At 66.0% G+C, this 26332-nt stretch carries 21 protein-coding genes; 12 read left to right on the top strand and 9 right to left on the bottom strand.

The window, feature by feature from the left end; genetic code table 11:
- The 5 genes from VHL31_RS18300 to groEL all read right to left on the bottom strand — a co-directional run.
- Positions 1-279 (bottom strand): hypothetical protein (locus VHL31_RS18300; RefSeq protein ID WP_329662681.1); only part of this gene is annotated, 279 nt, incomplete at its 3' end.
- A complete protein-coding gene (locus tag VHL31_RS18295) occupies positions 276-1196 on the bottom strand; it encodes an ABC transporter permease (RefSeq protein WP_329662680.1) in 921 nt (306 codons plus the stop codon). The genes VHL31_RS18300 and VHL31_RS18295, both read right to left, overlap by 4 nt.
- A 63-nt stretch (positions 1197-1259) precedes the next feature.
- Positions 1260-2477 (bottom strand): hypothetical protein, encoded by a 1218-nt coding sequence (locus VHL31_RS18290; protein WP_329662679.1) that lies wholly within the window; start codon positions 2475-2477, stop codon positions 1260-1262.
- 64 nt (positions 2478-2541) lie between these two features.
- Positions 2542-3708, bottom strand: coding sequence for an ABC transporter ATP-binding protein (locus VHL31_RS18285; RefSeq protein WP_329662678.1), 1167 nt, complete (start codon positions 3706-3708; stop codon positions 2542-2544).
- Positions 3709-3886: 178 nt separating this feature from the next.
- Positions 3887-5464, bottom strand: a complete 1578-nt coding sequence (groEL, locus tag VHL31_RS18280; protein WP_329662677.1) for a chaperonin GroEL — start codon at positions 5462-5464, stop codon at positions 3887-3889.
- A 158-nt stretch (positions 5465-5622) separates the two neighbouring features.
- Here groEL and VHL31_RS18275 point away from each other — a divergent pair, with 158 nt between their 5' ends.
- The 5 genes from VHL31_RS18275 to VHL31_RS18255 all read left to right on the top strand — a co-directional run bounded on the left by VHL31_RS18275 (position 5623) and on the right by VHL31_RS18255 (position 14526).
- The gene (locus VHL31_RS18275) at positions 5623-7686 is read left to right on the top strand and encodes a hydantoinase/oxoprolinase family protein (protein WP_329662676.1); all 2064 of its coding nucleotides are present in this window, start codon (positions 5623-5625) and stop codon (positions 7684-7686) included.
- A gap of 75 nt (positions 7687-7761) precedes the next feature.
- A complete protein-coding gene (locus VHL31_RS18270; protein WP_329662675.1) occupies positions 7762-9573 on the top strand; it encodes a hydantoinase B/oxoprolinase family protein in 1812 nt (603 codons plus the stop codon).
- 21 nt (positions 9574-9594) lie between these two features.
- Entirely contained in the window at positions 9595-10518 is a 924-nt protein-coding gene (locus VHL31_RS18265) for an aminotransferase class IV (RefSeq protein ID WP_329662674.1), read from the top strand.
- 21 nt (positions 10519-10539) lie between these two features.
- Entirely contained in the window at positions 10540-12576 is a 2037-nt protein-coding gene (locus tag VHL31_RS18260; RefSeq protein ID WP_329662673.1) for a hydantoinase/oxoprolinase family protein, read from the top strand.
- Between the two features lie 15 nt (positions 12577-12591).
- Positions 12592-14526 (top strand): hydantoinase B/oxoprolinase family protein, encoded by a 1935-nt coding sequence (locus VHL31_RS18255; RefSeq protein WP_329662672.1) that lies wholly within the window; start codon positions 12592-12594, stop codon positions 14524-14526.
- On the opposite strand, the gene VHL31_RS18250 is transcribed toward VHL31_RS18255, so the two are convergent.
- Positions 14483-15268, bottom strand: coding sequence for a hypothetical protein (locus VHL31_RS18250; RefSeq protein WP_329662671.1), 786 nt, complete (start codon positions 15266-15268; stop codon positions 14483-14485). The genes VHL31_RS18255 and VHL31_RS18250 overlap by 44 nt on opposite strands.
- A gap of 385 nt (positions 15269-15653) precedes the next feature.
- Here VHL31_RS18250 and VHL31_RS18245 point away from each other — a divergent pair, with 385 nt between their 5' ends.
- Positions 15654-17180 (top strand): galactose oxidase early set domain-containing protein, encoded by a 1527-nt coding sequence (locus VHL31_RS18245; RefSeq protein ID WP_329662670.1) that lies wholly within the window; start codon positions 15654-15656, stop codon positions 17178-17180.
- 119 nt (positions 17181-17299) lie between these two features.
- On the opposite strand, the gene VHL31_RS18240 is transcribed toward VHL31_RS18245, so the two are convergent.
- Positions 17300-18502 (bottom strand): ABC transporter substrate-binding protein, encoded by a 1203-nt coding sequence (locus tag VHL31_RS18240; RefSeq protein ID WP_329662669.1) that lies wholly within the window; start codon positions 18500-18502, stop codon positions 17300-17302.
- A 213-nt stretch (positions 18503-18715) separates the two neighbouring features.
- Here VHL31_RS18240 and VHL31_RS18235 point away from each other — a divergent pair, with 213 nt between their 5' ends.
- From VHL31_RS18235 to VHL31_RS18215, 5 genes are read left to right on the top strand one after another with little or no spacing between them, the layout of a single operon-like run.
- Positions 18716-19516 carry an ABC transporter ATP-binding protein gene (locus VHL31_RS18235; protein ID WP_329662668.1) on the top strand — a complete coding sequence of 267 codons (801 nt, stop codon included), beginning with the start codon at positions 18716-18718 and terminating at the stop codon, positions 19514-19516.
- Positions 19516-20259, top strand: a complete 744-nt coding sequence (locus VHL31_RS18230) for an ABC transporter ATP-binding protein (RefSeq protein ID WP_329662684.1) — start codon at positions 19516-19518, stop codon at positions 20257-20259. Before VHL31_RS18235 ends, VHL31_RS18230 begins: the two co-directional genes overlap by 1 nt.
- Complete coding sequence (locus VHL31_RS18225) at positions 20259-21173, top strand: branched-chain amino acid ABC transporter permease (RefSeq protein WP_329662667.1); 915 nt, start codon at positions 20259-20261, stop codon at positions 21171-21173. The genes VHL31_RS18230 and VHL31_RS18225 overlap by 1 nt, the downstream gene beginning before the upstream one ends.
- A complete protein-coding gene (locus tag VHL31_RS18220; RefSeq protein ID WP_329662666.1) occupies positions 21170-22234 on the top strand; it encodes a branched-chain amino acid ABC transporter permease in 1065 nt (354 codons plus the stop codon). The genes VHL31_RS18225 and VHL31_RS18220 overlap by 4 nt, the downstream gene beginning before the upstream one ends.
- Before the next feature lie 5 nt (positions 22235-22239).
- Entirely contained in the window at positions 22240-22632 is a 393-nt protein-coding gene (locus tag VHL31_RS18215) for a hypothetical protein (protein ID WP_329662665.1), read from the top strand.
- Positions 22633-22767: 135 nt separating this feature from the next.
- On the opposite strand, the gene VHL31_RS18210 is transcribed toward VHL31_RS18215, so the two are convergent.
- Positions 22768-23304 (bottom strand): hypothetical protein, encoded by a 537-nt coding sequence (locus VHL31_RS18210; protein WP_329662664.1) that lies wholly within the window; start codon positions 23302-23304, stop codon positions 22768-22770.
- A 464-nt stretch (positions 23305-23768) separates the two neighbouring features.
- Between VHL31_RS18210 and VHL31_RS18205 the strand changes: the two genes are divergently transcribed.
- The gene (locus VHL31_RS18205) at positions 23769-24296 is read left to right on the top strand and encodes a cupin domain-containing protein (protein WP_329662663.1); all 528 of its coding nucleotides are present in this window, start codon (positions 23769-23771) and stop codon (positions 24294-24296) included.
- A 74-nt stretch (positions 24297-24370) separates the two neighbouring features.
- Here the strand turns inward: VHL31_RS18205 and VHL31_RS18200 are convergent, their stop codons facing one another.
- Positions 24371-26332 (bottom strand): hydantoinase B/oxoprolinase family protein, encoded by a 1962-nt coding sequence (locus tag VHL31_RS18200; protein ID WP_329662662.1) that lies wholly within the window; start codon positions 26330-26332, stop codon positions 24371-24373.

Genomic DNA, 26332 nt, shown 5'->3' with positions numbered 1-26332 from the left:
CAGCTGCAGGGGCGGCAGCCAGCGCTCGTCGTCCATCAGCGCGCCGTAGTGGTCGAGTGTGAGCGGGTAGGGGATGCCCGAGAGCGGGCTCTCGCTGATCGACATGATCGCGAGCCAGACCAGCGGGATATAGATCAGCGTGATGGCGGCGAAGCCGGCCGTCTTCGCGACCGTCGGCCAACCGTTCCAGCGGCTCAGGCGTCGCAGGAGGCGGCTGCGCTCGTCCAATTCGCGTTCGTCGATGATCGCGAGCGTGGAGAGCTGGGCGGTGCCGATCATCGGTGGATCGCCTGGAACATGGTCGACATGTCGAACCGCTTGCGCGTGACGAGGATCAGCACCGCAAGGCAAAGACCCAGCAGGGCCACGACCACGGTCGAGAGGGCTGCCGCTGTCGGATACTTCAGCTGCTGAAGTGCCGAGTTCACGGACATGCCGAGCAGGTTGACGAAGCCGCCGCCCAGCATCTGCGGCTCGACGAACGCCGCCATGAGCGGCACCAGCGTGAACACGATGCCGGCCACGATCCCCGGCAACGACATGGGCAGGATCACGTAGAGCAGGGTCTGTGCCGGGCTGGCGCCTAGGTCGCTGCTGGCCTGGAGGTAGTCGTCGTCGATCAGCACCATGATCATGAAGATCGGAAAGACCATGGTGGGGAAATACGTGCCGAGCATGCCGAAATGAACGGCGAACTCGGAATAGAGCAGCCAGCTGATCGGCTCGTCGACAAGGCCCAGATACTGGAGCACCGTATTGACGATGCCGTTGGTGCCGAGGATGGAGCGCCAGACGATGATCCGCGAGGATGCGTCCAAGAAGAACGGAATCGTCAGCAGGGTGATGATGAACGCCTTGGCTGATTTCGATTTGCAGCCTTTGGCGAGCCAGAGCGCAAAGGGGAAAGCCAGCAACAGCTCGATCACGGTCATGGTGATGCCGATCCGGAGCGTGCGGACCGCGGCGATCCAGCGCCCGGATTCGATTAGCGACACCCAGGTGGCCAGCGTCGGTTCGTATACGACGCGGTAGGAGCGGACCTGCAGGAAGCTGAACAGGACGATCACGAGCAGCGGGACGATGACCAGCAGGGACCAGGCGATCAGGAAGGTCGGCACCACGAGTTGCGACGGCGACCAGCGGCTGAAGATCCGACTGCCCCATCCCTGCCCGGACACTGCGCTCGCTGTTGCCAACCCTGCTCTCCTCTTCCCGGTGACATGCCGGCCGCTCTCGGGAGCGGCCGGCCGTGCATCAGATCAGGCGTCCAGGAAACGCTGCCACTCTTCTTCCATGGCGCTGGCGTTCACCGGCGTCGTCTTGCAGAAGAACGGCTTCTCGAACTTGCGGGCGACCTTTTCCTCGGTCCATTTCAGGAGGTCGATATCCTCCTGCGCCCATCCATTATCGATCGCGTACTGCACACCAAGGTCCATGTTCGGTCCGGCATAGCCGCGCTCCTTGGCTTGGTAGGCGCGGTACTCGCCGCCCAGGAAGTAGTTCAGCACCTTGTAGATGTTGTCGACGTTGCCGCGCTCCATGGCCTTGGTGTGGACATAGGCGCCGTGGCCCCACTTGTAGTAGCCCTCGACAGTAAAGGCGTAGATGACCGTGTTGGGGCCGAGCTTGTTGTTCGCTTCCTTGGTCGCCGGCTCCCAGCAGTTGATCATGTCGATCTCCTTGTTCGAGAGCAGTTGCACCTGCTCCTCGAACGCCGTGAAGATCGTGCGGAACTGGCCGGCCTGCTTGCGCTCGATCAGGTAATCGGCGACGGCCTTCGCCTCTTCCTGGGTCAGATCGGCGACGTCCTCGATGTTCACGCGGCCATGATGCTTCAGGAAATTCGCCGTCTCCGTCATTGACTGCAGCCACGAGCGGTCGATGGCGACCCGGCCCTTGACCTTCTCGCCCTCGAAGAACGTCGTCCACGGGATCTCGTCGAGCCCGTTCGGGTTGGCGTCGATCTTGTCGGGGAAGTAGCCGAACGCGTCGCCATTGCCGATCACCGGCACGCCGTACTGCTTATCGTCGGCGCGGATGAGGTCGGAGCGCTTCCACGTGTCCGGCGTGCGCTCCCAAAGCGTCAGCTCCTTCTGGTCCTCGATGATCTCGGCATAATAGCCTTCGGGACCAAGAACGTTCTGGGTCCCGCCATCGAAGATGAAGATGTCATGGGTCTCGCCCAGGTCATTCGACATCACGTCGCGCATGAACACGCCGATATCGGCGTTGGTCGGCGTGTACTCGATCGAGACGTCGATCGTCTTGGTCATGATGTCCCAGTTCTTCAACTGGGCCGTCGTGACGCCATAGCCTTTCACGGGCGTGCCGGCAGCCCAGGCCTGCTGGCTCATGCCGGGCAGGGGTGCAGGCAGCGCCGCTGCAGCGGTGGTCAACGCTGAGAGCGTCAGCGCGCCCTGGACGAAACTGCGGCGCGAGAGATTCGCGTCGCCCGAATCGAACTTTCCTTGCGTCATTCTCTTCTCCACCATGCTTGCTGCTGAGGACATATGGACCGGTTCTACTTCTGCTCCCGCAGGCTCAAATGCTCATGACCATGCAGTCGTCCTTCTTCCACCAGACGAAGCCCTGCTCGTCCGATGGCGACGACGAATCCCATAGCCGCACCTTGATCGGACCAATATCCGTCAGGACGGTGCGGTCGAGGTACTTTCCCTTATAGATCGCGCTGTCCATCCGGCCGGGCAGGACATTCAAGTCGGCCCCCATCGGGCGCCGGTCCGCGATGTGCAGCCGCTCTGCGCGCACGCCCACGGTCACCATGGCGCCGGGTGACGGGAGCGTCTTGCCGGACCAGCGGCCCTCCAGGTCGATGTCATCGACCCGCACGGTCGCGCGGTCGCCGTCCAGCGCGATGAGTTCCCCGTCCAACAGGTTCTCGACGCCCATGAAGCCGGCGACGAAGCGGCTGACCGGCCGGTCGAAGATCGCGGTCGGCACATCGGCCTGCTCGATCCTGCCCTTGCGCATCAGGATGATCCGGTCGCTCATGGTGAGCGCCTCTTCCTGACTGTGCGTGATGTAGACGAAGGTCATGCCGAGCCGCTTGTGGATCTCCATGAGTTCCACCTGCATGTCGACGCGCAGCTTTTCGTCCAGGGCGCCAAGCGGCTCGTCGAGCAGCAGGATGGCCGGGCGAGGTACCAGCGCCCGCGCCAATGCCACGCGCTGGCGCTCACCGCCGGAGAGCTGGTGTATACGGCGGTCGTATTTGTCCGCGAGGCGCACGAGCTTGAGCGCATCACGAGCGCGCTCCTGTCGTTCACCCGCCGAAACGCCGCGCACCTTCAGGCCATATTCGACATTGGCACCGACCGACATGTGCGGAAACAGAGCGTAGTTCTGGAAGACTGTGGTGCAGTTGCGGGCGTAGGCCGGGATGTGGCTGACGTCGACGCCGTTCAGGCGGAGCGCGCCGATCTTGTAGGGCTTCTCCAGGCCGGAGATCAGCCGGAGCAGCGTGGTCTTGCCGGACCCGCTCTCGCCAAGGATTGTGAGGAACTCGCCGGGCGCTGCCGTGACAGTGACGTTGTCGAGCGCCACCACGTCTCCATAGGCATGGATGGCGTCGATCACCTCGAGCATCGGCTGTGCGGTCATCGGCGCGGCCTTGTCGACGACGGCAGGCTTCGCGTCCGCAGTACGGAGCGAAACGGGCGTCGCGAGGGCTGTCTGACCGTGCGGCATGCGGCACCTTTCAGCAGAACCCGAAGAGCAGGCACGAGGAACGTCTGTTCCGTGATCACAGCATGCAACCGCTGTGCCAGAGCTACTTGTCGGCGCTCCGTGCTGATCGATACCTCCCCTGACCAAGCAAAGGCATAAGCTGTGATCACAGCACAGGCAACCGCCTATTTTTTCCGCTTCAGGCGGCCGTGGAGGTGATGGCAGCGCCGAGGCCCAAAAGCCGGCTAGCCGTCGAGACGCTGTTGATCAGCGCTGCCCGGAGAACAGGCAGAGGGTCGCCTATGGCATCCGCGGCGACGAGCGTGCGAGCGGTCATGTCGAAGCAGGATCGGTCGCCGGCAGCCTCCAGGTGATGGCAGACCGAGCGACCGTCCAGCCCGCCGTTCGCCGCGATCGCCTGCAGCGGTGCTTGAAGGCAGGCCGACATCGTCCGATGGATCATCTGCCCGGCAAGATCGCCCGGCAACCTCGAGCGGAGGAGCAGGCCCATATGGACGAGGCTGCTGCTGCCGCCCGGCACGATCCCTTCCGCCATCGCTGCCCTGACCGCCGCCGACGCCGCAAGTGCCCTTGCGTGGCGTTCGGCGATGGCGGTCGTGGTGGCGCCTCCGATCCGGACGGTCGCGACAGCGGCTTCCAAGCGCGCCAGCCGCTTGCGGTGCTGGTCGCGGTCGAAGCTCAGATGTTTCTCCCGTCGGATGGCATCACGAATCTCGTCCGTGCGTCGCGCGACCAAGGCGGGATCGCCGCCGCCGCCGACCATCGTCGTGCCTGTCCGCGTGATCCGGACCTTCTGGGCCCGGCCGGCCATGGATGGCCGCAGCTGCTCCAGGCTCGTGCCAAGTGGACCGCCGATCACGACGCCACCGGTTGCGATTGCCAGATCTTCCAGCATCAGTTCACGCCACCGACCGGCACCCGGCGCCTTGACGGCAGCGACCTTGAAGCCGGCACGCTGCTTGTTCACGACCAGGGTGGACAAGGCATCGCCGCCGACATTCTCCGCAATCAGCACGAGCCCGCGATCGGCCTTTGCAATCATTTCGAGCACGGGCACGATCGGCCCAAGGTCGTTGACCGCGCCCAAGTGGAGAATGACCAGCGGCTTGTCGATCTCGACGCTCTGCGTCGGCTGGTCGTCCACGAAGTAGGGGGAAATCCAGCCCTGGTCGAAATGCAGGCCGGGATCCACCTGCACCTCATCGCGGCTGCCATGCCCCTCCAGGACCTGGACGACCCCGCTCGGCCCAACCTCCGTATGCGCTTCGACCAGAAGCCGGCCGATCACCCGGTCGCCGGAGGCCGCCTGGGCGGCGACGGCCTCCAGTTGCTCGGGAGAGGGAGCAGTGTCCGCTCGGGCTTCCAGTTCAGCCACGACAGCGCGGCAGTGGGCGTCGAGCCCGTCCTGCAGATCAGCGGGCGCAACCCCCGCCGCCACGGCGGCCATGCCGGCGCGCAGGAGCGCTCGCGCCATGACGATGGCGCTGCTGGTGCCGTCACCGACCTGGTCGCTGGTGCGCCAGGCCAGCTCCCGCATGGCCTGCACACCCATCTGCTCGCCAGGATCGTCCAGGTCGAGCTGCTGCATGATCGCGTAGCCTTGGCGCACCAGGAGAGGCGACACGTGCTCGCGGCCGATCAGCACGGTCCGCCCGGCCGGACCGATGGTCGTTCCGACGATGTCGGCCGCCACGTCGACGCCACGCGCCAGGGCCGCGCTGGCCGCTTCTCCGGTGCGAACGATCTTGGCGGCCATCGTCACCCTCTCCAACAACATCCCGGCCCAGCCGTTGCACAGTACATGCCATGGAATGAGCCGTTGATCATGGCACAGGTCTTGCTGCCCTGTGGTGGGACTTGCCTCTGTGATCACAGGGCTACTACCCTTCCACGAAACGGGGAGGAGGAACAGCGATGATGCGGCTGGCGTGTGATACCGGCGGTACCTTCACCGACCTGGTGGTAGAGGACGGCGACGAGATCCGCCTGTTCAAGGCATCCACGACTCCGGACGATCCGGTGCGCGGTGTGCTCGATGCGCTGGCACTTGCTGCGCAACATGACGGCGTGGACCGCAGCACCTTCCTTTCCCGTGCCAGCATGTTCGTCCACGGCACGACCCGGGCGATCAATGCGATCCTGACCGGCAACACGGCCAGGACCGCTTTTCTCACGACCGAGGGTCATCCCGACGTCCTGGTCATGCGCGAGGGCGGACGGATCGAGCCGTTCAACTTCACCGTGCCCTACCCTGAGCCGTATGTGCCGCGCCGCCTCACCTTCGAGGTGCCGGAGCGGATCGACGCCGAAGGCCGCGTCGTGAAGCCGCTCGACGAGGCGGCGGTGCTAGGGATCATCGAGCGGCTGCGCGCGCTGGATGTCGAGGCGGTCGGCGTCTGCCTGCTCTGGTCGGTGCTGAACAGTGCGCACGAGCGGCGGATCGGCGAATTGCTGGCGCAGCACCTGCCGAACGTGTCGGTGACGCTGTCGCATGTCCTGAACCCGACCTTGCGCGAATACCGGCGCGCCTCGGCGACAGTGATCGACGCGTCCTTGAAGCCCTTGATGTTCAAGTACCTGAACGGGCTGACCAACCGGCTCCGGGAAGCAGGTTTCACCGGACGGACGCTGATGGTGACCTCCGGTGGCGGGATCATGGATGCCGAGGCGGTGGCGCGGGCACCCATCCACTCGATCAACTCCGGCCCCGCCATGGCCCCGGTCGCCGGCCGGTTCTATGCCGAGCGCGACGTCGGCAACGCGGTGGCGATCGTCGCCGATACGGGCGGCACCTCCTACGACGTCAGCCTGGTCCGCGACGGACGCATCCCGTGGACGCGCGAGACGTGGCTCGGCCAGCGCTTCCGTGGCCACATGACCGGCTTTCCGTCCGTGGACGTGAAGAGCATCGGGGCGGGCGGCGGCTCGATCGCCTGGGTGGATTCGGGCGGCCTCTTGCGGGTGGGGCCGAAGAGCGCCGGCTCCACGCCCGGTCCGGTCGCCTACGGCAAGGGCGGCACCGAGCCGACCGTCACCGACTGCTCCCTGATCCTGGGCTATATCGATCCGGACTTCTTCCTGGGCGGGGCCATGGCACTCGACCGGGATGCGGCCGTGGCGGCACTGAAGGAGAAGGTCGCGTCGAAGCTCGGCCTGTCGGTCGAGGAGGCGGCCGCATCCGTGCTGGCGCTTGCGACCGAGAAGATGGTGGGTGCCATCGACGAGATCACGGTCAACCAGGGGATCGATCCCACCTCGGCCGTGCTGGTCGGTGGCGGTGGAGCGGCGGGCCTGAACGCCGTGGCGGTCGGCAGGCGGCTGGGTTGTGCCAGCGTGCTCATCCCGGAAGCGGGCGCCGTGCTCAGTGCGGCGGGTGCGCTCATGTCCGAGCTCTCGTCCGACTATGCACAGATGCTGTTTGCCACCAGCGCCCGCTTCTCGTTCGACAAGGTGAACGAGGTGCTGGCCAGGCTCGCGGAGCGCTGTGCCGCATTCGCCGCCGGACCGGGCGAAGGTGCGCTCGAAACCGTCACCGAGTTTTCGGTGGAGGCCCGCTATCCCCACCAGATCTGGGAGATCGAGGTGCCGATGGCGTCGGGCCGGATCAACAATGCGGCAGAACTGGATGCCCTGAAGCAGGCCTTCCACGCGACGCACAAGAGCATCTTCGAGATCAGCGACCCGAACTCGGAGGTCGAGTTCGTGACTTGGCGTGCGAAGGTGCAGTGCCGGCTGCGCGAGGGCGGCACCGGCCGGTTGCCGGTCGTCAAGGACACGGGCGCGATCATGTCCCGGCGCCCGATCTACTTCGCGAGCACCGGCTGGGTCGATGCGCCGGTTGCCCGGTTCGAGGCCATGGAGGCCGGCGAGCCGGTGGCAGGTCCGGCCATCATCGAATCGTCGTTCACGACCGTGGTCGTCGATCCGGGTGCCGTGGCGGTGCGCACCCCGGGCGGCGGGCTGCGGGTCGGCTTCTGAGGAGGCCGCCTGCCCATGTCCACCTCCCCGCAAGCGCACCGCAATGCGTCCACGCAACCTGCAGGGCAAGAACCGATGGCCGTTCCCGAAGCTGCCTCCGAACAGCGTGCCGGCTGGGCCCGCGAAGGTGTCCGGATGGCGATCATCTCCAACCGACTGGAGAGCATCGCCCGCAAGATGCAGAACACCCTGTTCCGCACGGCGCGGTCAGGCGTGCTGAACACGGCTCACGACTTTTCCTGCGTGGTCCTGACCGCCGACTGCCAGCTCCTGGCCAGCGCGGAGAGCCTGCCGATCCATACGCTGATCGGGCCGGACATCATGTGCGAGACCGTGAAGAAGTATCACCCGACGCTGAAGGCGGGCGACTGCTTCCTCCATAACAGCCCGTACGAAGGCGATTCGCATCCGGCCGACCACTGCCTGATCGTTCCGGTGGTGGACGAGGGCGGCACGCTGCGCTTCTTCGTGCTGGCCAAGGCGCACCAGGCGGACTGCGGCAACTCGCGGCCGACCACGTATATGGGCCATGCGGTGGACGTGTACGAAGAGGGGGCGCTGATCTTCTCCGCGGCGAAGATCCAGTCGGAGTACAAGAACAACGAGGACCTGATCCGCATGTGCCGGTCGCGCATCCGTGTGCCGGAACAATGGTGGGGCGACTACCTGGCGACGCTGGGGGCCGTTCGGATCGGCGAGCGGGAGTTGCTGGGCCTTGGCGCGGAGGTCGGCTGGGAAACGCTGGACCAGTATTCCGCGGCCTGGTTCGACTATTCCGAAAAGAAGATGATCGACGCGATCGGCCGGCTGCCATCGGGCAAGGTGACGGTCCATTCTGCGCACGATCCGTTCCCGGGCGTACCGGACGGGATCCCGGTCAAGGTCGATGTCGAGATCGATGCCGCCGCCGGCAAGATCGTGGTGGACCTGCGCGACAATATCGACTGCCAGCCCTGCGGCCTGAACCTGTCGGAAGGCTGTGCCCGCACCGCGGCCATGGTCGGGATCTACAACGGCATCCTCGACCATAGCGTGCCGGCCAATGCCGGGAGCTTCCGGCGGGTCGAGGTGCTCTTGCGGGAGAACTGCGTGGTCGGCATCCCGCGGCATCCGCATTCCTGCTCGGTGGCGACGACCAACCTTGCGGACCGGGTGGCCAATCCCGTGCAGCGGGCCATGGCGGAGATCGCCCCCGGCTTCGGCATGGCCGAGACGGGACCGATCATGCCGCCGGCCATGGGCGTGATCTCGGGCAAGGACCCGCGCCACGACGATGCGCCGTTCGTGAACCAGATCTTCCTGGGCTGCACCGGCGGGGCGGGCACGCCGGTCACTGACGGCTTCCTGTCGATCATCCATGTCGGCAATGCCGGCCTGTGCCGGCAGGACAGCATCGAGGTCGACGAGCTGCACCACCCCGTCTTCGTGAAGCGGCGCGAGATCCTGGCCGATACCGAGGGTGCAGGGGAGTTCCGGGGCGCGCCCTCGGCCTATGCCGAGTTCGGGCCGGTCGAGGGCTGCACCATGGACGTGCTCTACACGGCCGATGGGACGATCAACCCGGCGCTGGGTGCGCAGGGCGGCGGGCCGGGTGCCCTGTCGCAGGCCCTCAAGCGCGAGTTGGACGGGTCGCTCACCAAGCTGCCGGCCTGTTACGGCGTGACGCTGCGGCCGGGCGAGTATGTCGTGTCGCGGTCGTCGGGCGGCGGTGGCTATGGGCTGCCCTGCAATAGGGCGCCGGAGCGGGTGCTGCATGACGTGCGGGAAGGCTGGGTGACGGTCGAGCGGGCGCGGGACGTCTATGGCGTGGTGGTGTCGGGCGAGGGGCAGGACCTGGCCGTGGATGAGGCGGCGACGGCGGCGCGCCGGGCAGCAATGGCGGCCTGAGCCGCCGGGGGGAACGACATCATGCAGGGTTCGGAAGTGGCCGACTGGTCGGCCGGTGCGGCCTATGTCGACGGGGTGGTGACGCCGATCAAGCAGGCGAAGATCCCCATCACCGACTGGGGCTACCGGCGCTCGGATGTCACCTACGACGTGGTCGGCGTATATTTCGGGGCGTTCTTCCGGCTGGACGACCACGTCAAGCGCTTCCGCCGCTCGATGGAGAAGCTCCGGCTGAAGCCGGAGGAAAGCGACGAGGACATCAAGCGCATCCTGACCGACCTCGTGCGGCGCACGGGCTTGCGCGAAGCCTATGTCGCCATGGACTGCGTGCGCGGCAAGCCGGCGCCGGGCCTGCCCTATCATCCGGCCTATGGGCGGGCCTACCTAGTCTGCTTCGCGATCCCGTGGGTCTGGCTGTTCTCGGAGGAGCAGCAGGCGCGCGGCGTCCATGCCATGATTGCGAAGACGCCGCGCATCCCGCCGGAATCGGTCGACCCGACCGTGAAGAACTTCCACTGGGGCGACCTGACACAGGCCCTGTTCGAGGCGCACGATGCCGGGTTCGAAACGGCCGTGCTGCTCGACCAGGAAGGCAACCTCACGGAGGGGCCGGGCTACAACGTGTTCGCGGTGATCGACGGCACCGTCGTCAGCCCGCCCAAGGGGGCGCTGGAGGGGATCACGCGGCTGTCGGTGAAGGAGTTGTGCGAGGATCTCGGCATCCCGCACGCCATCCGGCCGATTTCGCGGGCCGAGCTGGAAGAGGCCGACGAGATCTTCTTCTCGACCACGGCGGGCGGCGTGATGCCGGCCAGCCGGCTGGGCACGCGCATCCTCGGCAACGACCGGCCAGGACCGATCTCCGCCAGGCTGCGCGAGACATTCTGGGAGAAGCGGCGTCAGGGGTGGCACGCGACGCCGATCGACTATGCAGCAAAGCCCTGAGGCCCAAGGAGAACAAGATCCATGACCCACGCGCTGGGCATCGACGTCGGCGGCACGTTCACGGACTTCGTCGCGTACGACCGGGAGAAGCAGAAGATCGAGGTCTGGAAGGAGCTGTCGACGCCGACTGATCCGGTGGTCGGTATCGTGGGCGGACTTGGGCGTTACCGGGAGAGCGACGGGGCGGTCGAGCACATGCGCCTGGGCACCACCGTCGCCACCAACGCCATCCTGGAGCGCAAGGGTGCCACGGTCGCCTATGTGACGACCAAGGGGTTCAAGGACGTCATCTTCATCCAGCGCGGCAATCGCAAGTATCACTACGACATGTCTTGGGTGAAGCCGAAGCCGCTCGCCAAGCGCCGGCACTGCTTCGAGCTGGACGAGCGCATCGATGCCTATGGTGCGGTACTGAAGCCGCTGGACGAGGCGGAAGTCCGAGCACTGGCGGCGACGATCAAGGCGACGCCGGAGATCGGTGCGGTCGCGGTCTGCACCCTGTTCTCCTATCTCAATCCGGCGCACGAACTGCGGATCAAGGAGATCCTGTCCGAGGCCTTGCCGGACATGCCGATCTCGATCTCCTACGACGTCCTGCCGAAGTGGAAGGAGTACGAGCGGGCCTCGACCACGCTGGCAGACGCGTACCTGAAGCCGATCGTCAGCAAGCAGATGGGCTCGATGCGGCAGCGGCTGAACGAGGCGGGGCTGACCGCGCCGACGGTCGTCATCAAGTCGAACGGCGGCGAGATGACTTTGGACGCGGCGGCGGCGGCACCGGTGAACCTGGTGGTGTCGGGGCCGACCGGTGGCGTGATCGCCAGCCGGCACGTGGCGCGGCTCACCGGCATCGAGCATCTGGTCACGCTCGACATGGGCGGCACGTCCACCGATGTCTCGGTGATCCTGGACGGGCAGGAGCGCTTCACGACAGCATTCGAGATCGAGTGGGGCGTGCCCATCCAGATCCCGATCATCGACATCCGCACGATCGGTGCGGGTGGCGGCTCGATCGCCTGGATCGACAAGGGTGGGATGCTGCGGGTGGGGCCGCAGAGTGCCGGCGCCAATCCTGGCCCTGCCTGCTACGGCAAGGGCGACATCCCGACCGTCACGGATGCCAACGTGCTGCTCGGGCGGATCGACCCGAACAACTTCCTGGGCGGGCGGATGAAGCTCGACGCGGAGCGGGCGCGTGCTGCGGTGGCCGGCGTGGCCGAGGCGCTGGGCCAGGACATCGAGCAGACCGCGATCTCGATCGTGCGCATCGCCAACAGCAACATGGTAGGCGCCCTGCGCTCGGTGCTGATCGAGGGTGGCCTCGATCCGCGCGACTTCACGCTCTGCACGTTCGGTGGCGCCGGGCCGCTCCATGTCGGCGAGCTGATGATCGACATGGGCATTCCGCGCGGCATCGTGCCGAACCATCCGGGCCAGTTCTCGGCGTTCGGCTTCATCATGACCCAGGCCCGGGTCGACCGGCAGCGCACCGCGCAGCTGACCAGCAACCGGTTCGACAAGGCCAAGGCGGCGTCGATCATGGCCTCGCTGGTCGACGAGGCGAAGCAGCAGCTGACCGACCAGGGGTTCACCGGTGATCTCTCCATCTCGAGGAGCCTGGAGATGCGCTATCTCGGCCAGAACTATGAGCTGGAACTGTCCGTGGACGAGAGTGATCTCGCACCCGAAGCCGACATCGAGCAGCTCTGGCAGAAGTTCCACGACACCCACAAGGCCCGCTTCGGTTTTTCCACCAAGGGCGAGATCATCGAGATCGTGAACTTTGTGGTGACCGCCGTCTCGGCCGCGGCCGTGCCGGAGATGCCGAAACTGGACAAGGCGATGGGCCCGCCCGTGCCGACCAGCCGGCGCAGCGTGGGCTATGTGCAGGGCCGCTTCGACGTGCCGGTCTATGACCGGGCCATGCTCCGGGCGGGGCATGTGGTGGACGGGCCGCTCATCGTGGAGGAGCCGGCCTCGGTCAGCGTGGTCTGCCCCGGCCAGCGTCTGACGGTGGACGATTACGGCCACCTTCTCATCGACACGATCCAGGGCTGAGCGGGAGCTGCCACCATGCGGATGTCCGAGAACGGCTTCTACGTCGAAAAGTACAACAAGTGCGCGAACTGCGGCCTGCTCGTCTATGGCGAGGGGATCCGCAAGGGACCGAAAGCTTCCGGCCTGTTCTGCTCGCCCTGGTGCGTCGAGTGGGCGGAGATGAAGGCCAAGGGGGTGGAGAACCCCAGGCTGCCGATCGTGCAGCCGAAGCTCCCGTTCGAGGCGGCCTATCCGGCCAAGGGCGAGCGGCTGGCGCCCCTCGACATGGTCAACATGAACATCCTGGATTCGACCATGGTGTCGATCTGCCGGGAGATGGGCATCCTGCTCATGAAGACGTCGTACTCGACGATCTTCAACGAGGGGCTCGACTTCACCTGCGCCCTTGCCGACGCCAAGGGCGACATGATCGCCTGCGCCGAGTTCTGCCCGACCATGATCGGCGGCATGCCGCTGCTCATCAAGACCTGCGCCCAGGAGATCCCGTTCGACACGCTGGAGGAGGGTGACATCCTCCTGCACAACGACCCCTACCGGGGCGGCCTCCATTGCCCGGAGCACACCTTCTTCAAGCCGTTCTTCGTGGACGGCGAGCTGCTCGGCTTTGCGGTCTGCATCGGGCATATCGCCGAGATCGGCGGCATGGTGCCGGGAGCGTTCTGCGGCGAGGCGACCGAGATTTTCCATGAGGGCATGCGCGTGCCGCCCGTGAAGATCATGAAGGCCGGCAAGGACGTCGAGGAAGTCTGGAAGCTGATCCTCGCCAACACCCGCACGCCGCGGCAAAGCTATGGCGACCTGCGCGCCATGATCGGCTCGGTGAACCTGGGCGTGGACCGCATCGTCCAGATCGTGCGCAAGTACGGCAAGGACGTCTTCAAGCAGACCTGCGAAGACCTGATGGACTATGCCGAGCGGCGGATGCGCGCGGAGCTTGCGAGCTTCGCGGACGGCACCTATTCCTTCGAGGACATCGTCGAGAACGACGGCATCCAGCGCAAGGGCTTCACGCTGGCGGTCGACGTCCACGTCCAGGGCGACGAGGTCGTGGCCGACTTCTCGCGCTCGTCGGAGCAGGCCAAGGGGCCGATCAACGCGACGCTCGGCGTGACCACGGGTGCCACCTATAACGGCATCCTCCACGTCACCGATGCCTCGATCCCGAAGAACTCGGGCGCGTTCCGCCCGATCCGGGTGGTCGCACCACCGGCCAAGGTCGTGAACGTCGACTATCCGGGGCCGCTGGTGGCGGGGAACACCGAGACCCATCCGCGCCTTGCCAACATCGTGATCGCGGCCATGGGTGGATGCGTGCCGGAGCGGGTGATGGCCTCGGAATCGGGGACCAGCACCAACTTCGTGTTCGGCGGCGACCATCCCGACCATGACGAGTACTTCGCCTGCTACGACATCATGTCGGGCGGCTGGGGCGGAAGGTTCGGCCATGACGGCAACGACTGCGTGAACGCCATCAACGGCAACTGCCGCTTCAACCCGACCGAGGTGTTCGAGACGCGCTTCCCGCTCATGGTGGAGAACTGCGAGCTCATCCAGGATTCGGGCGGGGCCGGCGAGTGGCGGGGTGGCCTCGGCTACCAGCGCACGCTCCTGATCCGCACGGTGCCAATCACCGGCAGCCAATGCAGCGACCGGCACGAGCTGAAGCCCTACGGGCTGTTCGGCGGCGGGCTCGGCGGCAATGGCGGCACGCGCGTCAAGAAGGCCGGCCACGACGACTGGTCGACGGTGCGCGAGCTGCACAACAAGATGTCGACCAGCAAGTACGCCAACGTCGTGTTCGAGCCGGGGGACCGAGTCCTGCTGATCACGCCCGGTGGCGGCGGCTATGGCAGCCCGCAGGAGCGCGACCGCGAGCTCGTGCAGGAGGACGTGGCGGAGGGCTATGTCAGCGAGACGGCGGCACGCTCCGCCTATGGCTGGGCTGGCTGAGCCCGGGTTCGTCCGTGTCATCGGGCAGTTCGGGACCTGCCACGAACTGCTCGATCCTGGCGCGACAGCGCTCGCTCCAGGCATGAAACTCTGCGGCACTCCAGCCGAGTGAGGCAGGCGCCTCTGGCTTTGCGGCTGCGGGTGGACCTTCGGCCGGAGGCTCGGCCCCTGCCGGCGCCGGCTCGGGCTCAGCGGGCTCGGGTTCGTTCGTGCAAGCGGATGGCAGCTCCGCCGGCTGGTTCTCGTTGGCCGGCTCGGGTGCAGGCTCAGCCTTCTCCTTGCGCAGGAGCGTGAGCGCACGCACCGCGCGCGTGAACGCGTTCATGGCCTCCGCCTGATAGCGCAGGATCGTCTGCAGGCCGTGACGACGGTTCGCTTCCTCGGCATGCAGCACCCGCGCCCTGCGCAGCGGCGTCCCGCTCGAAGCACCGTACGGCAGAAGGCACCAGTACTCCGCCTCGAGCGCATCGGCCCGCTCGGCCCGCCAGAGCGCCAAGGTCATGCGCGCGCAGATGGCAGCCTCGACCGGGCAGGTGGGCTGGTAGCGCTCCTGGATCCCGGCTTCGAGCTGCCGGAACCGTTCTTCGTCGTCCAAGTCGAACAGGCCGACGCTGGAGGAGCGGAAGCCGTAGGAGCGGGCGTTCTGCGCCGAGCGCGCCTTGCCCTCCTCGGTCACTGGTCCCCGGCTCTTCGCGCCGTTGCGACGGGAGGCTTCGATCTGGGCTGGGGAGCGACTGGGCATCACGGCGACCTGCACGGCAAAGGGCTGAGGCTGTCAGCATAGCAGGATACGTAGCGCATTTAAAGGAAGATATTCTTATTGGCATTTCTACGCGTGATGGCTGCGCGTTCTTTTCGGTTTCATTTGCTGGCACGGAAAAATGTTCAGCAAAATGATAAAGAAGTCTCGCAGAACTAAAATGCAATTCTGCCATCTCCGAGAGCCCATAAATATATCAGGATTGATTTCTGTTCTTTTGGCAGAACCACTCTTATCTAAAAACACCCGAATGCCATGCTTTGCATCTGGTTTGTGCCACATCGGCGATTGACTAATCCCGCGGCAAATGTTCACCTCTTAGGTGTATATTTCGAACGTCATTTTCGACTTCTAGATTGCTATGAACATGCTACCGCCAGATTTCCGCTGGCCGCTGATCGGCCGCCTCCAGTCGCTCGCTCAAATTCTGGGACTTAGTATCACGATCGCTGGGCTCAGCACGGAGGCTCCGGCCGCTACCGTGCCCGACCCTCGCAGCACGGTCGGCGCCTGGTCGGCACTGGCCCCATGGCCTCTCATTCCGATCCACATGGTGATGACCCGCGACGGCCGGATCATGAGCTATGGCACCAATGCTGCCGGTCGCTCATCGGGCTACTTCATCTACGACATCTGGAAGCCCTCGGACGGGCTGAACGGTGACCACCTGACCCTGCCGAACGGCACCAATACCAACATCTTCTGCAGCGCCCAGGTCCTGATGCCCCAAAGTGGAGACATCCTGATCGCCGGCGGTGATTCCGGTGTCGGCGACGACGTGGACAATATCGGCGTCGCCAGCTCCACGGTCCTGCGGAACGCCGACAAGACCCTGGTCAAAGGTGCGGACATGAACCGGGTGCGCTGGTACGCAACGACGACCAGCCTGCCCAACGGCGAGGTCTACATCCAAGGCGGCGACCAGGGCGGCGACTTCCCGGAGGTCCGCTCGCGCGGCGGCAAGTTCCGGCTCCTGACCGGTGCGGCCACAAGCAGCGTGCACTGGTCCTACCCGCGCAACTGGGTGGCGCCGGACGGCCGGATCTTCGGCGTCTCGAACAATGCCATGTACTATGTCGACTGGCGGGGGACAGGAAAGTTCACCTCGGCCGGCACCATGCCGGGCTCGTTCGGCACCAAGTCGACCGAGGCCATGTACGCGCCGGGCAAGATCCTGCGGGTCGGCGGCGGGCCGACGAGCAGCGTGGCCAGCGCCAACTTGGCGACGATCGACATCAATGGTTCCAGCCCGGTGGTGAAGTCCGTCGAGAAGCTGCCCTATGGCCTTCACTGGAGCACGGCCACGATCCTGCCGGACGGCAAGGTGGTGGTGACCGGCGGCTCGCTCGCGTCCAACAAGCTCACCGGCGTCAACAGCAAGGCGCTGATCTGGGACCCGGCCACGGAGCGCTGGACCCAGGGCGCTTCCACCAGTTCGGGCAAAGCGCGGCTCTACCACTCGACGGCGATCCTGCTCTACGACGGCTCGGTACTGGTCGGCGGCGGCGGGGCGCCGGGCCCGCAGACCAACACCAACGTGGAACTCTACTACCCGCCCTACATGTTCCGCGCCGATGGCCAGCGCCTGCGTCGCCCACGCATCCTGGCCTCGCCCAGCAGCCTGAAGGTCGGGACGGACTTCACGCTCACCGTCGACGACGGCGCAAAGGTCGGCCGCGTGACCCTGGTGAAGACAGGCTCGGTCACCCACAGCTTCAACATGGACCAGCGCTTCATGGAGCTGCCGTTCACCCGCGACGGCAACGTGCTGAGCGTCAAGGCGCCCACCAAGAACACGATCGCCACGCCCGGCTTCTACATGCTGTTCGTGCTGGACAAGCAGGGCGTGCCCTCGCTGGCCAAGATCAAGGCAATGTACGTGACGGCGAGCTAGGCCGAACGGGACGGGTCGGCAAGAACCTACGTTCCTGATGGCCGTCTGCTGCAGCTGCAAAGAAAAGGCGCCCCTGCCTTGCGGCAGGGACGCCTCGTGTCACGAACGCGTCGGAGAGGTCACTTCTTCAGACGGTACAGCACTTCCTGCGGGACCGGCTCGGAGATGCGCCACTGGTCGATGACCTTGCCCTGGCCGCCGCCGACCTCGGCGATCAGCTCGAGCGGCTGGTCCTGGATGTGGAGCATGGGCGTGAAGGTCCTGGGGCCGAGCAGGGTGGGCTCGTCCTTATAGGTGTTCATCACGTCCACCACGGCCTTGGCGTCGGTGGTGCCGGCCTTCTCGACCGCCTTGCCCCACAGCTCCATGAAGGCCCAGATCGGGAAGGCGTACTGGCTGGCCGGCCGCGCGCCGAACTTGGCGGCGAAGCGCTCAGCCAACTCGTTCACCTCGGGCCGCGGGTCGTCGCCGTAGGAGGAGGCCTGGATCGGGACGTAGAAGTCCTTCAGGCCAGGCACGGCATCCTGCCAATACAGGCCGTCCATCGACTGCGAGCCGAACACCGGCAGGTCGATGCCGGCACCGCGGATCTGCCGGAGCGCGCTGCCCGCGCCCGGCATGGACGAGCACAGCACGAACACGTCGACCGGCTTCTCGGCCGTGATCGAGCGGAAGCGGGTGATCTGCGAGGCAATGGAAGGGTCGCTGCCCTTGAACACGTCGTGACCGACGATCTCGCCGCCGACCTTGGGGAAGGCCCAGTCAAAGCCGGCACAGGCCGACTTGTTGTATTCCAGCGATTCGTCGAGCAGGACGTAGGCGGTCTTGTAGTTCTTCTTCTTTGCGCCCCACTCGGCGAGGGTGGCACCCTCGACCTGGGCGGCATTCGACGAGGTGAAGGAGAAGGGACCGACGCCCATGACGCCCGCCTTCGGGTCGCCGGCGCACAGGAACACGGAGATCACGCCGGCCTGCTGGGCCTGGAGCGCTGCCGGCGCGCCATAGTCGTAGTCGCAGGTGGCGAAGACGAGCACGGCACCATCGCGCAGGACCCGCTGGCCGGCCTTCGCTCCCTCGACGCGATCCGACTTCGTATCGGCCGAGACGGCCTTCATCTGCTTGCCGAGCAGGCCGCCCTTGGCGTTCTGCTCGTCCATCCACAACAGCGCCATCTTCTTCGAATCGCTGTCATAGGCATTCATCATGCCGGAATCGGCCACGGCGAAGCCCAGAACGATCTCATCGGCCGCCTGCGGCGCCGGCGCACCCAATGTCAGGGCGGCGCCGAACGCGACCGCTCCCAGAAATCTCGAACCGATCATGCCTATCTCCCACCCCGTATGAGGGCGCTCCGATCAAAGGACGCCAGCAGACAGGTAGCAAGAGGCATACCAGCCCCTCCGGCCGATGCCCCAATCTCGGGATTTGCATGGATCTTGCTGCATCGGGAGAAGCGGCTGCCTAGGCTGGGCTTCACAGGCGCGCCATCCAGGGCTTATCAACTGTGATCACAAGAGATGCGGGCTGATGCCAAAATGATCAGCAGACCTACCCCGATCGCGCCCGGTGTGGACCAGCCGCAGGCTGCCGTGCTCGCCGCCGAGGGCGTCTCCGTGCGGTTCGGCGGCCTCACCGCCATCGGCGACGTCACCCTGTCGCTGGAACGGAGCAAGATCCTGGGGCTGATCGGCCCGAACGGTGCGGGCAAGACCACGCTCGTCAACTGCATGACCGGGTTCCAGGCACCCACGGAAGGCCGGATCCTGCTGGGCGGCAGCAGCACCGCCGGATGGACGGCCGAGCATTTCCGGCACCAGGGGGTCGCCCGCACCTTCCAGGCCGGCCGGCTGTTCAAGGGGCTGACCGTGCTGGAGAATGTCGAGGTGACCGGCACGGGCATGGGGCTCAGCCGCCGGCAGGCCCACAAGCTGGCGCTGGAGATGGTCGACTGGCTGGGCCTGTCCGACCGGGCGGACACGGTGGCGGGTGCCTTGCCCTACACGGACGAGCGCCGGGTCGGCATCGCCCGCGCCCTCCTGCTGGGGCCGGCCTTCCTCCTGCTCGACGAGCCGGCGGCCGGCATGTCGGATGCGGAATGCGACGAGCTGCTCCGGATCGTCACGGCCATCCCCAAGACCTTCGCCTGCGGCATCCTCCTGATCGAGCACAACATGCGCATGGTCATGGGGGCCTGCGACCTGATCCACGTGCTGGACAGCGGCCGGACCATCGCGGAGGGCACGCCCGCCGAGATCCAGCGCAACAAGGCGGTGCTCGCCGCCTATCTCGGCAGCGAAGGCGAAAAGCAGCTCGAAATGGCGGAGCACCACGCGTGATGCTGGAGATCCAGGACCTGGCCGTCTCCTACGGCGGCACCACCGCATTGGCCGGCGTCTCGCTGAACGTCCGGGAGAGCGAGGCGGTCTGCGTGGTCGGCCCCAACGGAGCCGGCAAGTCGACCCTGATGGCGGCCGTCGCCGGGGGCGTGCCCCCCAGGCGCGGGCGCATCACCTTCGACGGCAAGGACCTTGTCGGCGTGGCCCCCGAGAACATCGCGCGGCTCGGCATCTCGATGGTGCCCGAAGGCCGCCACGTGTTCGGCACGCTGACCGTGGAGGAGAACCTGCTGATCGGTACCTATGCCATGGGCGACCGGCGGCACGTATCCAAGGATAGCGAGCTGCTTCTCGGCTACTTTCCGCGGCTAAAGGAGCGCTGGCGCCAGCCGGCCGGCCGACTGTCTGGCGGCGAGCAGCAGATGCTGGTGATCGCGCGGGCGCTGATGACGCGGCCAAGGCTGGTGATGGTCGACGAGCCGTCTTTGGGCCTGGCGCCGAAGATCGTCGACACGGTGTACGACGCGCTCCTGGGACTTCGGCGCGAACGCGGACTCACCATGCTCATCAACGAGCAGAGCTCCGACCGGATGCTCAAGTTCAGCGACCGCATCTACGTCCTGCGCAACGGCCGGATCCAGCTGGAAGGCCCCACGGGCGAGCTGCAGGACGGCGAAGCGATCACGCGCGCCTATTTCGGTTTCGACGACCATCCGGCACCGGCCCTGAGCGAGGCCATGTGATGATCAATTTTGCCCAGACCTTCATCGACGCCTTGTCGCTCGGCAGCCTCTACGCGCTGGCAGCCCTCGGCATCGGCCTCCTGTTCGGCATCCTGCGGCTGATCAACTTCGCCTATGGCGACCTGATCACGCTTGGCGCCTACGCGCTGATCATCCCCTCCACCGAAGCGGTGGCAACGCTGTTCATCGGCAACTGGCCCTGGTTCCTGGTGATCGCCGCCGTGGCAGTGGTCGTCGTCGTGGCGGCGCTGGCCTCGGACTTCCTCGTGTTCCGCCACGTGCGCCGGGCCGACCCGTCGACGCTCATGATCGCGTCCTTCGCAGTGAGCTTCGTGATCCAGAACGTCATCCTGATGTTCTACGGCTCCAGGCCCAAGAGCGTCGATCTCTGGTCGAACCTGAACTACCAGCTGCAGATGGGCGAGGTGCGGATCCCGCTCCTGCAGATCGTGACGATCCTGGCGACGCTGGTCCTGATGGGCGGGCTGACGCTCCTGCTCAAGCGGACCTCGCTCGGCATCCAGATGCGCGCGGCTGCCGAGGACTTCCGGATGGCGCGCTATCTCGGCGTGCGCGGCAACCTCGTGATTGGTCTGGCCTTCGCGCTCTCGGGCGTGCTGGCCGCGGTGGCCTCCCTCCTGCTCCTGTCCCAGGTCGGCACGCTCAGCCAGACCATGGGCGTGCCGCTCATGCTGTTCGCGTTCATCGCGACGGTGGTCGGCGGCATGGGCAGCCTGGTCGGGGCGGCCACGGGCGGGTTCGCGGTCGCGTTCGCGTCCGTGTTCCTCCAGGCCTACCTTCCGGACGAGCTCCGGCCGTTCCGGGACTCCTTCGTGTTCGGGATCGTGATCCTGATGCTGCTCGTCCGCCCGAGCGGCCTCATCCCCACCAAAGCCCTCGTGGAGCGGGTATGACCGAGACGCCCATCCGCCGCATCCTGCCCCTCCTCCTGCTGCTGGCCGTGGTGGCCGCGGTGGCCGCGCTCGTCACCCTGGTCGGCGGGGACGAGGCCCAGCTGACCGTGACCGAGGCCCTGATCCGCCTGACAGTCGTGGTCGGCATCTCGATCTTCATCGGGAACTCAGGCGTGGTCTCGTTCGGCCATATCGGCTTCATGTGCATCGCCGCCTATGCAGCCGCCTGGGCCACCTGCAATCCCATGTGGAAGCAGCTGATGCTGACGGGCCTGCCGATGTTCCTGCAGGAGAACCAGTACCCGTTCCTGGCCGCAGTCGGCGGGGGTGCGGTGCTGGCGGCCGCCGTGGCGCTGGTGTTCGGCGCCGTCATCCTGCGCCTGTCCGGCATCGCCGCCTCGATTGCGACCTTCGCCTTCCTGGCGATCGTCAACAACGTCTACTCGAACTGGGACACGGTGACGGCCGGCGTCTCCTCGATCATCGGCATCCCGACCGTGGTCGACCCATGGATCGGCCTGGCCTTCGCCCTGATCGCGATCGTGCTGGCCTTCTGGTTCAAGAACTCGCGCATGGGCCTGATGCTGCGCGCGACCCGCGACGACCCGGTGGCCGCGCGCGCGTCCGGCGTGAGCATCGTGCGGGTGCGCCTTGCCGCCTTCGTCCTGTCCGCCTTCGTGGTAGGCCTGGGCGGCACGCTCTATGCGCAGTTCCTGGGCGTGGTCACCGTCGACATGTTCTATCTGCAGCTCACCTTCGTGACGCTGGCGATGCTGATCATCGGCGGCATGGGCAGCATCACCGGCGCGGTCGTCGGCGTGTTCGCCGTTACGGTGTTCGTCGAGTTCTTCCGCTACCTGGAAGCCGGCGTGACCGTCGGTGAATCCGTCTTTGGCCTGCCCGAGGGCTCGCAGGAGATCGCACTCGGCGTCGGCATGGCGCTGATCCTGATCTTCATGCCGCAGGGACTGACAAGGTCGAAGGAACTGAAGCTGCCGCGGTCCAAGGGCAGGCCTGTCCCCGCCGCCCTGACCGCTCGCGAACTACCGGCCGGGAGCTGACCGCCATGCAGTTGAACCATGTCGCCAACCGCGTGGACATGCAGTTCTTCGAGACGATCGTCACGATGTTCAAGGACAAGCTCGGCTTCGTCGAGTTGCGCCGGACCGAGCGGGCGATCTGGCTGCGCCAGCCGGGCTTCAATATCGACCTGCAGTTCTGCCGGAGCGATTCCACGGCGCGTGCCGAGGACCGCAGGCTGTCGCAGGTAGCCTTCCTGAGCGACACGCCGAAGGCAGCGCTGGAGGATCTCGCGGCCTGGCTCGGGGCACACGGGATCGAGGCCAGCGTCGGCAGCTTCTCGCCCAAGGAGTTCTACCTGGATGCGCCGACCGCGTTCGTGGACTTCGTGATCGAGGCGATGCTGCCGGAGATGGCGGACTATCCGGTGGCGGTCTGACCAACGGACGGCATTCCAGGCTTGTGGTTCAGCGCTCGCCAGGCCAGTCCACAGGGCGTGGACTGGCCTGGCTTGGCTGAGCACCGGTCGGCATGGTCCTCCCGGAGATACGGCGACGTCCGAGGTGGCGTCGCTCTAGCTACAGGACTGTGAGCTGGGCTTCGTGTCGATCTTCACGCCCAGGAAATCCAGGTTGAAGGTCACCGATTCCACCAGCACGTAATAGAACGAGTTGGTGTTGCTGATGGTCGCCTGGCTGATGCTCGTGGTCGAGGCGGTCCGTACCGTATCGATGGCGCCCGATGCACTCGTGGCCGTGGCCATGATCACCGGGGAAGCGAAGGCATTGCTGCCGGTCGCATAGGTCTTCCGCACCAGCCGGGCCCGGATGGCGTCGCTCCCGTTGAAGTCGCGATAGACGAGGCTCAGCCTGCACACTTTCACGCCGCTCGGGAACGAGACGGGCGCGAAGAAGCGGGAGCTGGGCTGGATCGTCTTGAGCGTGCCGTTCTGCTCCTCTTCCTGATAGCCGTTGGTGGTCGGACAGGGGCAGTGCGTGACGAAGCCCATGGCGGAGATGGCGATCGTTTCCGCCTTGGCGGGCGCAGCGGCCGCCATGGTCACAACGGCGCAGATCGCTGCAGCGACCAAGGCAAGTTTTGTACGCAGCATATGGGTCTCCCTTCAGGTTCAGGAACCTTGCGGAAGGTGCGGTGCGGACTGTTCTTCACGGATCCAGCATCATAGGTCGTGCCGTCGCCGGCAGCGTTGGACAAGCCTTCCGCTCGGAGGTCGAAGTCGTAGCCGCGCATCCGCGCGGTCGGCCAGTAATCGCCGCATGGATGCTAGAAAAACTGGCGGGCTTGTTTTAACACATGCCTAGTTTCGGCATGTGATCGACATCACATGATTGGCCTGTCCTATAGGCGGCCACCCCGCGTCCGTGGGTGAGTGATTGTACGGGTATCATATTTGCCGTGCTCGCCCGCTCATGCTGACCTTTGGCGGCTACCAGATATGGCAGGCTCACCCTCGCCGTCGCCGAACGAGGAGCCGTCCGATCGCCCTGGTGATGATCTGCCTGGGCAGCATTGGCGGGATGGTCCAGGCTGAAGCTCCATCGGGAGGGGACGGCCATGCCTGAGATGTTGAGCGCCGACGAGGTCGTGGAACTGCTGAAGCTGGAGCCGAACGCCACTTGCGGCTTCGTCCGGGTCGGCTTCGTGAGCGGCCAGGCGATCGGCGCAGGTTGCCTGCCGGCACCGTTCGTGGACGGGCGGCCGCTGGGGTCCGCGCTCTACTTCATGGTCACGCAACATGCGCCGGTTCGACTGCACCGGATCCGCAACGACCAGCTCTACCACTACTATCTGGGCGATCCGCTGGAGGTCTTCCTGCTCCATGCGGACGGCCGGAGCGAGCGCATCGTCGTCGGGCCGGACCTGCGCTCAGGCCAGGTGGTGCAACTGCTCATCCCGGGCGGCACGTTCCATACCGCGAGGCTGGTCGGGAGCGGTGACTGGTTCCTGGGTGCCAGCACGGAATGGCCGGGCGTGGTGCCGGCCGATGTGGAGGTCGGCGATCTCGATCAACTCGCGGCACGGCACCCTGACGTCGCCGGCGACCTGCGCGCCATCGCGGCATCGGTACAGGGCATGGCGTAACAGGCCGCGCCGCGCTGGCCTTGGAGCAGAGCCGGCCCCTGGAGCGACCGCGGTCGCTCCAGGGGCAATTGGCTTCAGTCTGCCCAGTGTGACGCCGAGCGCTTCTGCATCATCTCGCGGAACTGCTCGGTCGAGTTGGGCATCAACTCGCCGGTGGCCCAGTCCAGGATGACGCCGTAGCGGCGGACCAGGTCGAGCTGGTCCACCTTGCCGTCACGGTAGAGCTGGACCACGGTTTCCGGGGCCTCCTGCAGCCAGGCGCGGCGCTGCGAGCGGATCTCGGCGCGCAGCTTCTCGGTGGCCGGAAGGTCGGCTTCGTAGAGGGCCTTGTCCTCGTCGATCGTGCGGATGACGACGCCATAATCCTTGGCGGCACGCTCGATCGAGACGAGATCGTCGGCGACGTCCTCCACCACCAGGGCGGGATCGCGGGTGAGCGGGTCGCCGAAGCCGCCGCCACCGGAGGTCGGGCGGGTGAACAGGTCACCTTTCTGGATCGGCACGTCGGAGAAGATGGTGCCGAGCCATTCCTCCGGGGCTTCCTTGCCGCCGCGATGCAGCGCCAGGCCATGCGGGTAGCCGGGAAGCCCGCCATTGATGCCCCAGACGATCGCGCGCTCGCGGTCGCAGATATAGGAGATGACGACTTGGTCGGCCTCGCCGATCGTGCTGGTCTTGCGCAGGCCGACACCGCCGCGCCACTGGCCCGGGCCGGCGGAGTCGGTCAGCATCTCCATCTCGTGGCACAGGATCGGGCTGGTGCGCTCCTGGCCCTCGACGGGCTGCGCCATCAGGCCGGTGCCGAAGCAGGCCGTGGTGACGTTGGAGCCGTCCTTGCCGTTGCGCCCTCCCCAGCCGCCCGGCAGCCAGTCATAGAACATGAAGATGTTCTTGGCGTCATGGCGACGGTCGCGGCCGCCGGTCAGCAAGTATTCGAGGTTGAAGGCGCAGGCGATGGCGCGCTCGGGCATGATCTCGGACCACATTTCGTAGATCGAGTTCATGATCTTCTCGAACGGCATCAAAAAGCCGGTGACCGCGATCGGCCACTTGGCGTTCACGATGGTGTCCTCGGGCGCGATGATCTTGATGGGGCGATAGAAGCCCGAGTTCAGCGGCAGGTCGGGGAAGAAGGTCTTCATGCCGGCCACGACCGCCGAGAAGGTCGTGCCGAAGGCCGAGTTGTAGAGCGTGCCGATGCAGGGATGCGAGCCCGTGAAGTCGTAGATGACCTCGTCGCCCTTGATCGTAAGCTTGACCTTGATCGGGATCATGCCCTCGCCGCCGGCAGGATCCCGGTCGATATAGTCGACCGTTTCCCAGGTGCCGTCGGGCAGCGCCGCGATGCGCTGGCGGGTGGCCCGCTCCACGTAGTTCTGCACCTCGCGGAAGCCCTCCAGCACGGTGTCCTTGCCGTACTTGTCGACCAGCCGCAGGATCTCGCGCTCGGCGACCCTGGTGGCCTCGGTCTGGGCGTGCATGTCGCCGATGATCGAGGCGGGGTCGCGGGTGTTCGCGGCGATCAGGTTGGCGACGTCGTGGCAGAAGCGGCCGCCATCGTAGATGCGGACCGGCGTGATGCGGATGCCTTCCTTGAACATGTCCTTTGCGGACACGTCGAAGGAGCCGGGCACGCTGCCGCCGACGTCCGACCAGTGGCCGTTGGCCTGCGAGAACGCGATCACCTCGTCGCCCACGAAGATCGGCCGGATGATGCGGACGTCCGGGAAATGAGTGCCGCCCGCATAGGGGTCGTTCACCATGTAGACGTCGCCGGGCTTCATCTCGTCCTTGAAGACCCGGATCGCGTCCTTGGCCGTGTAGTGCAGCGTGCCGACATGGACGGCGATGTCGAAGTTGCCCTGGGCGATCGAATCGCCGTTGACGTCGTTCAGCGCGTTGGAGAAGTCGCGGTTGTAGATGACGAAGGAATAGCAGGTGCGCAGCACCTGCTCGCCCATCTGGTCGACCGCGGTGATGTAGGCGTTCTTGAGGACCTCGAAGGTCACGGGATGGAGAGAGCCGAACTCGCTCAT

Source organism: Geminicoccus sp., from assembly GCF_036263595.1.
In the GTDB taxonomy this organism is placed as follows: Bacteria; Pseudomonadota; Alphaproteobacteria; order Geminicoccales; family Geminicoccaceae; genus Geminicoccus.
Note: the sequence above shows the minus strand (reverse complement) of the source record. Positions and strands in the feature narration are given on the sequence as shown.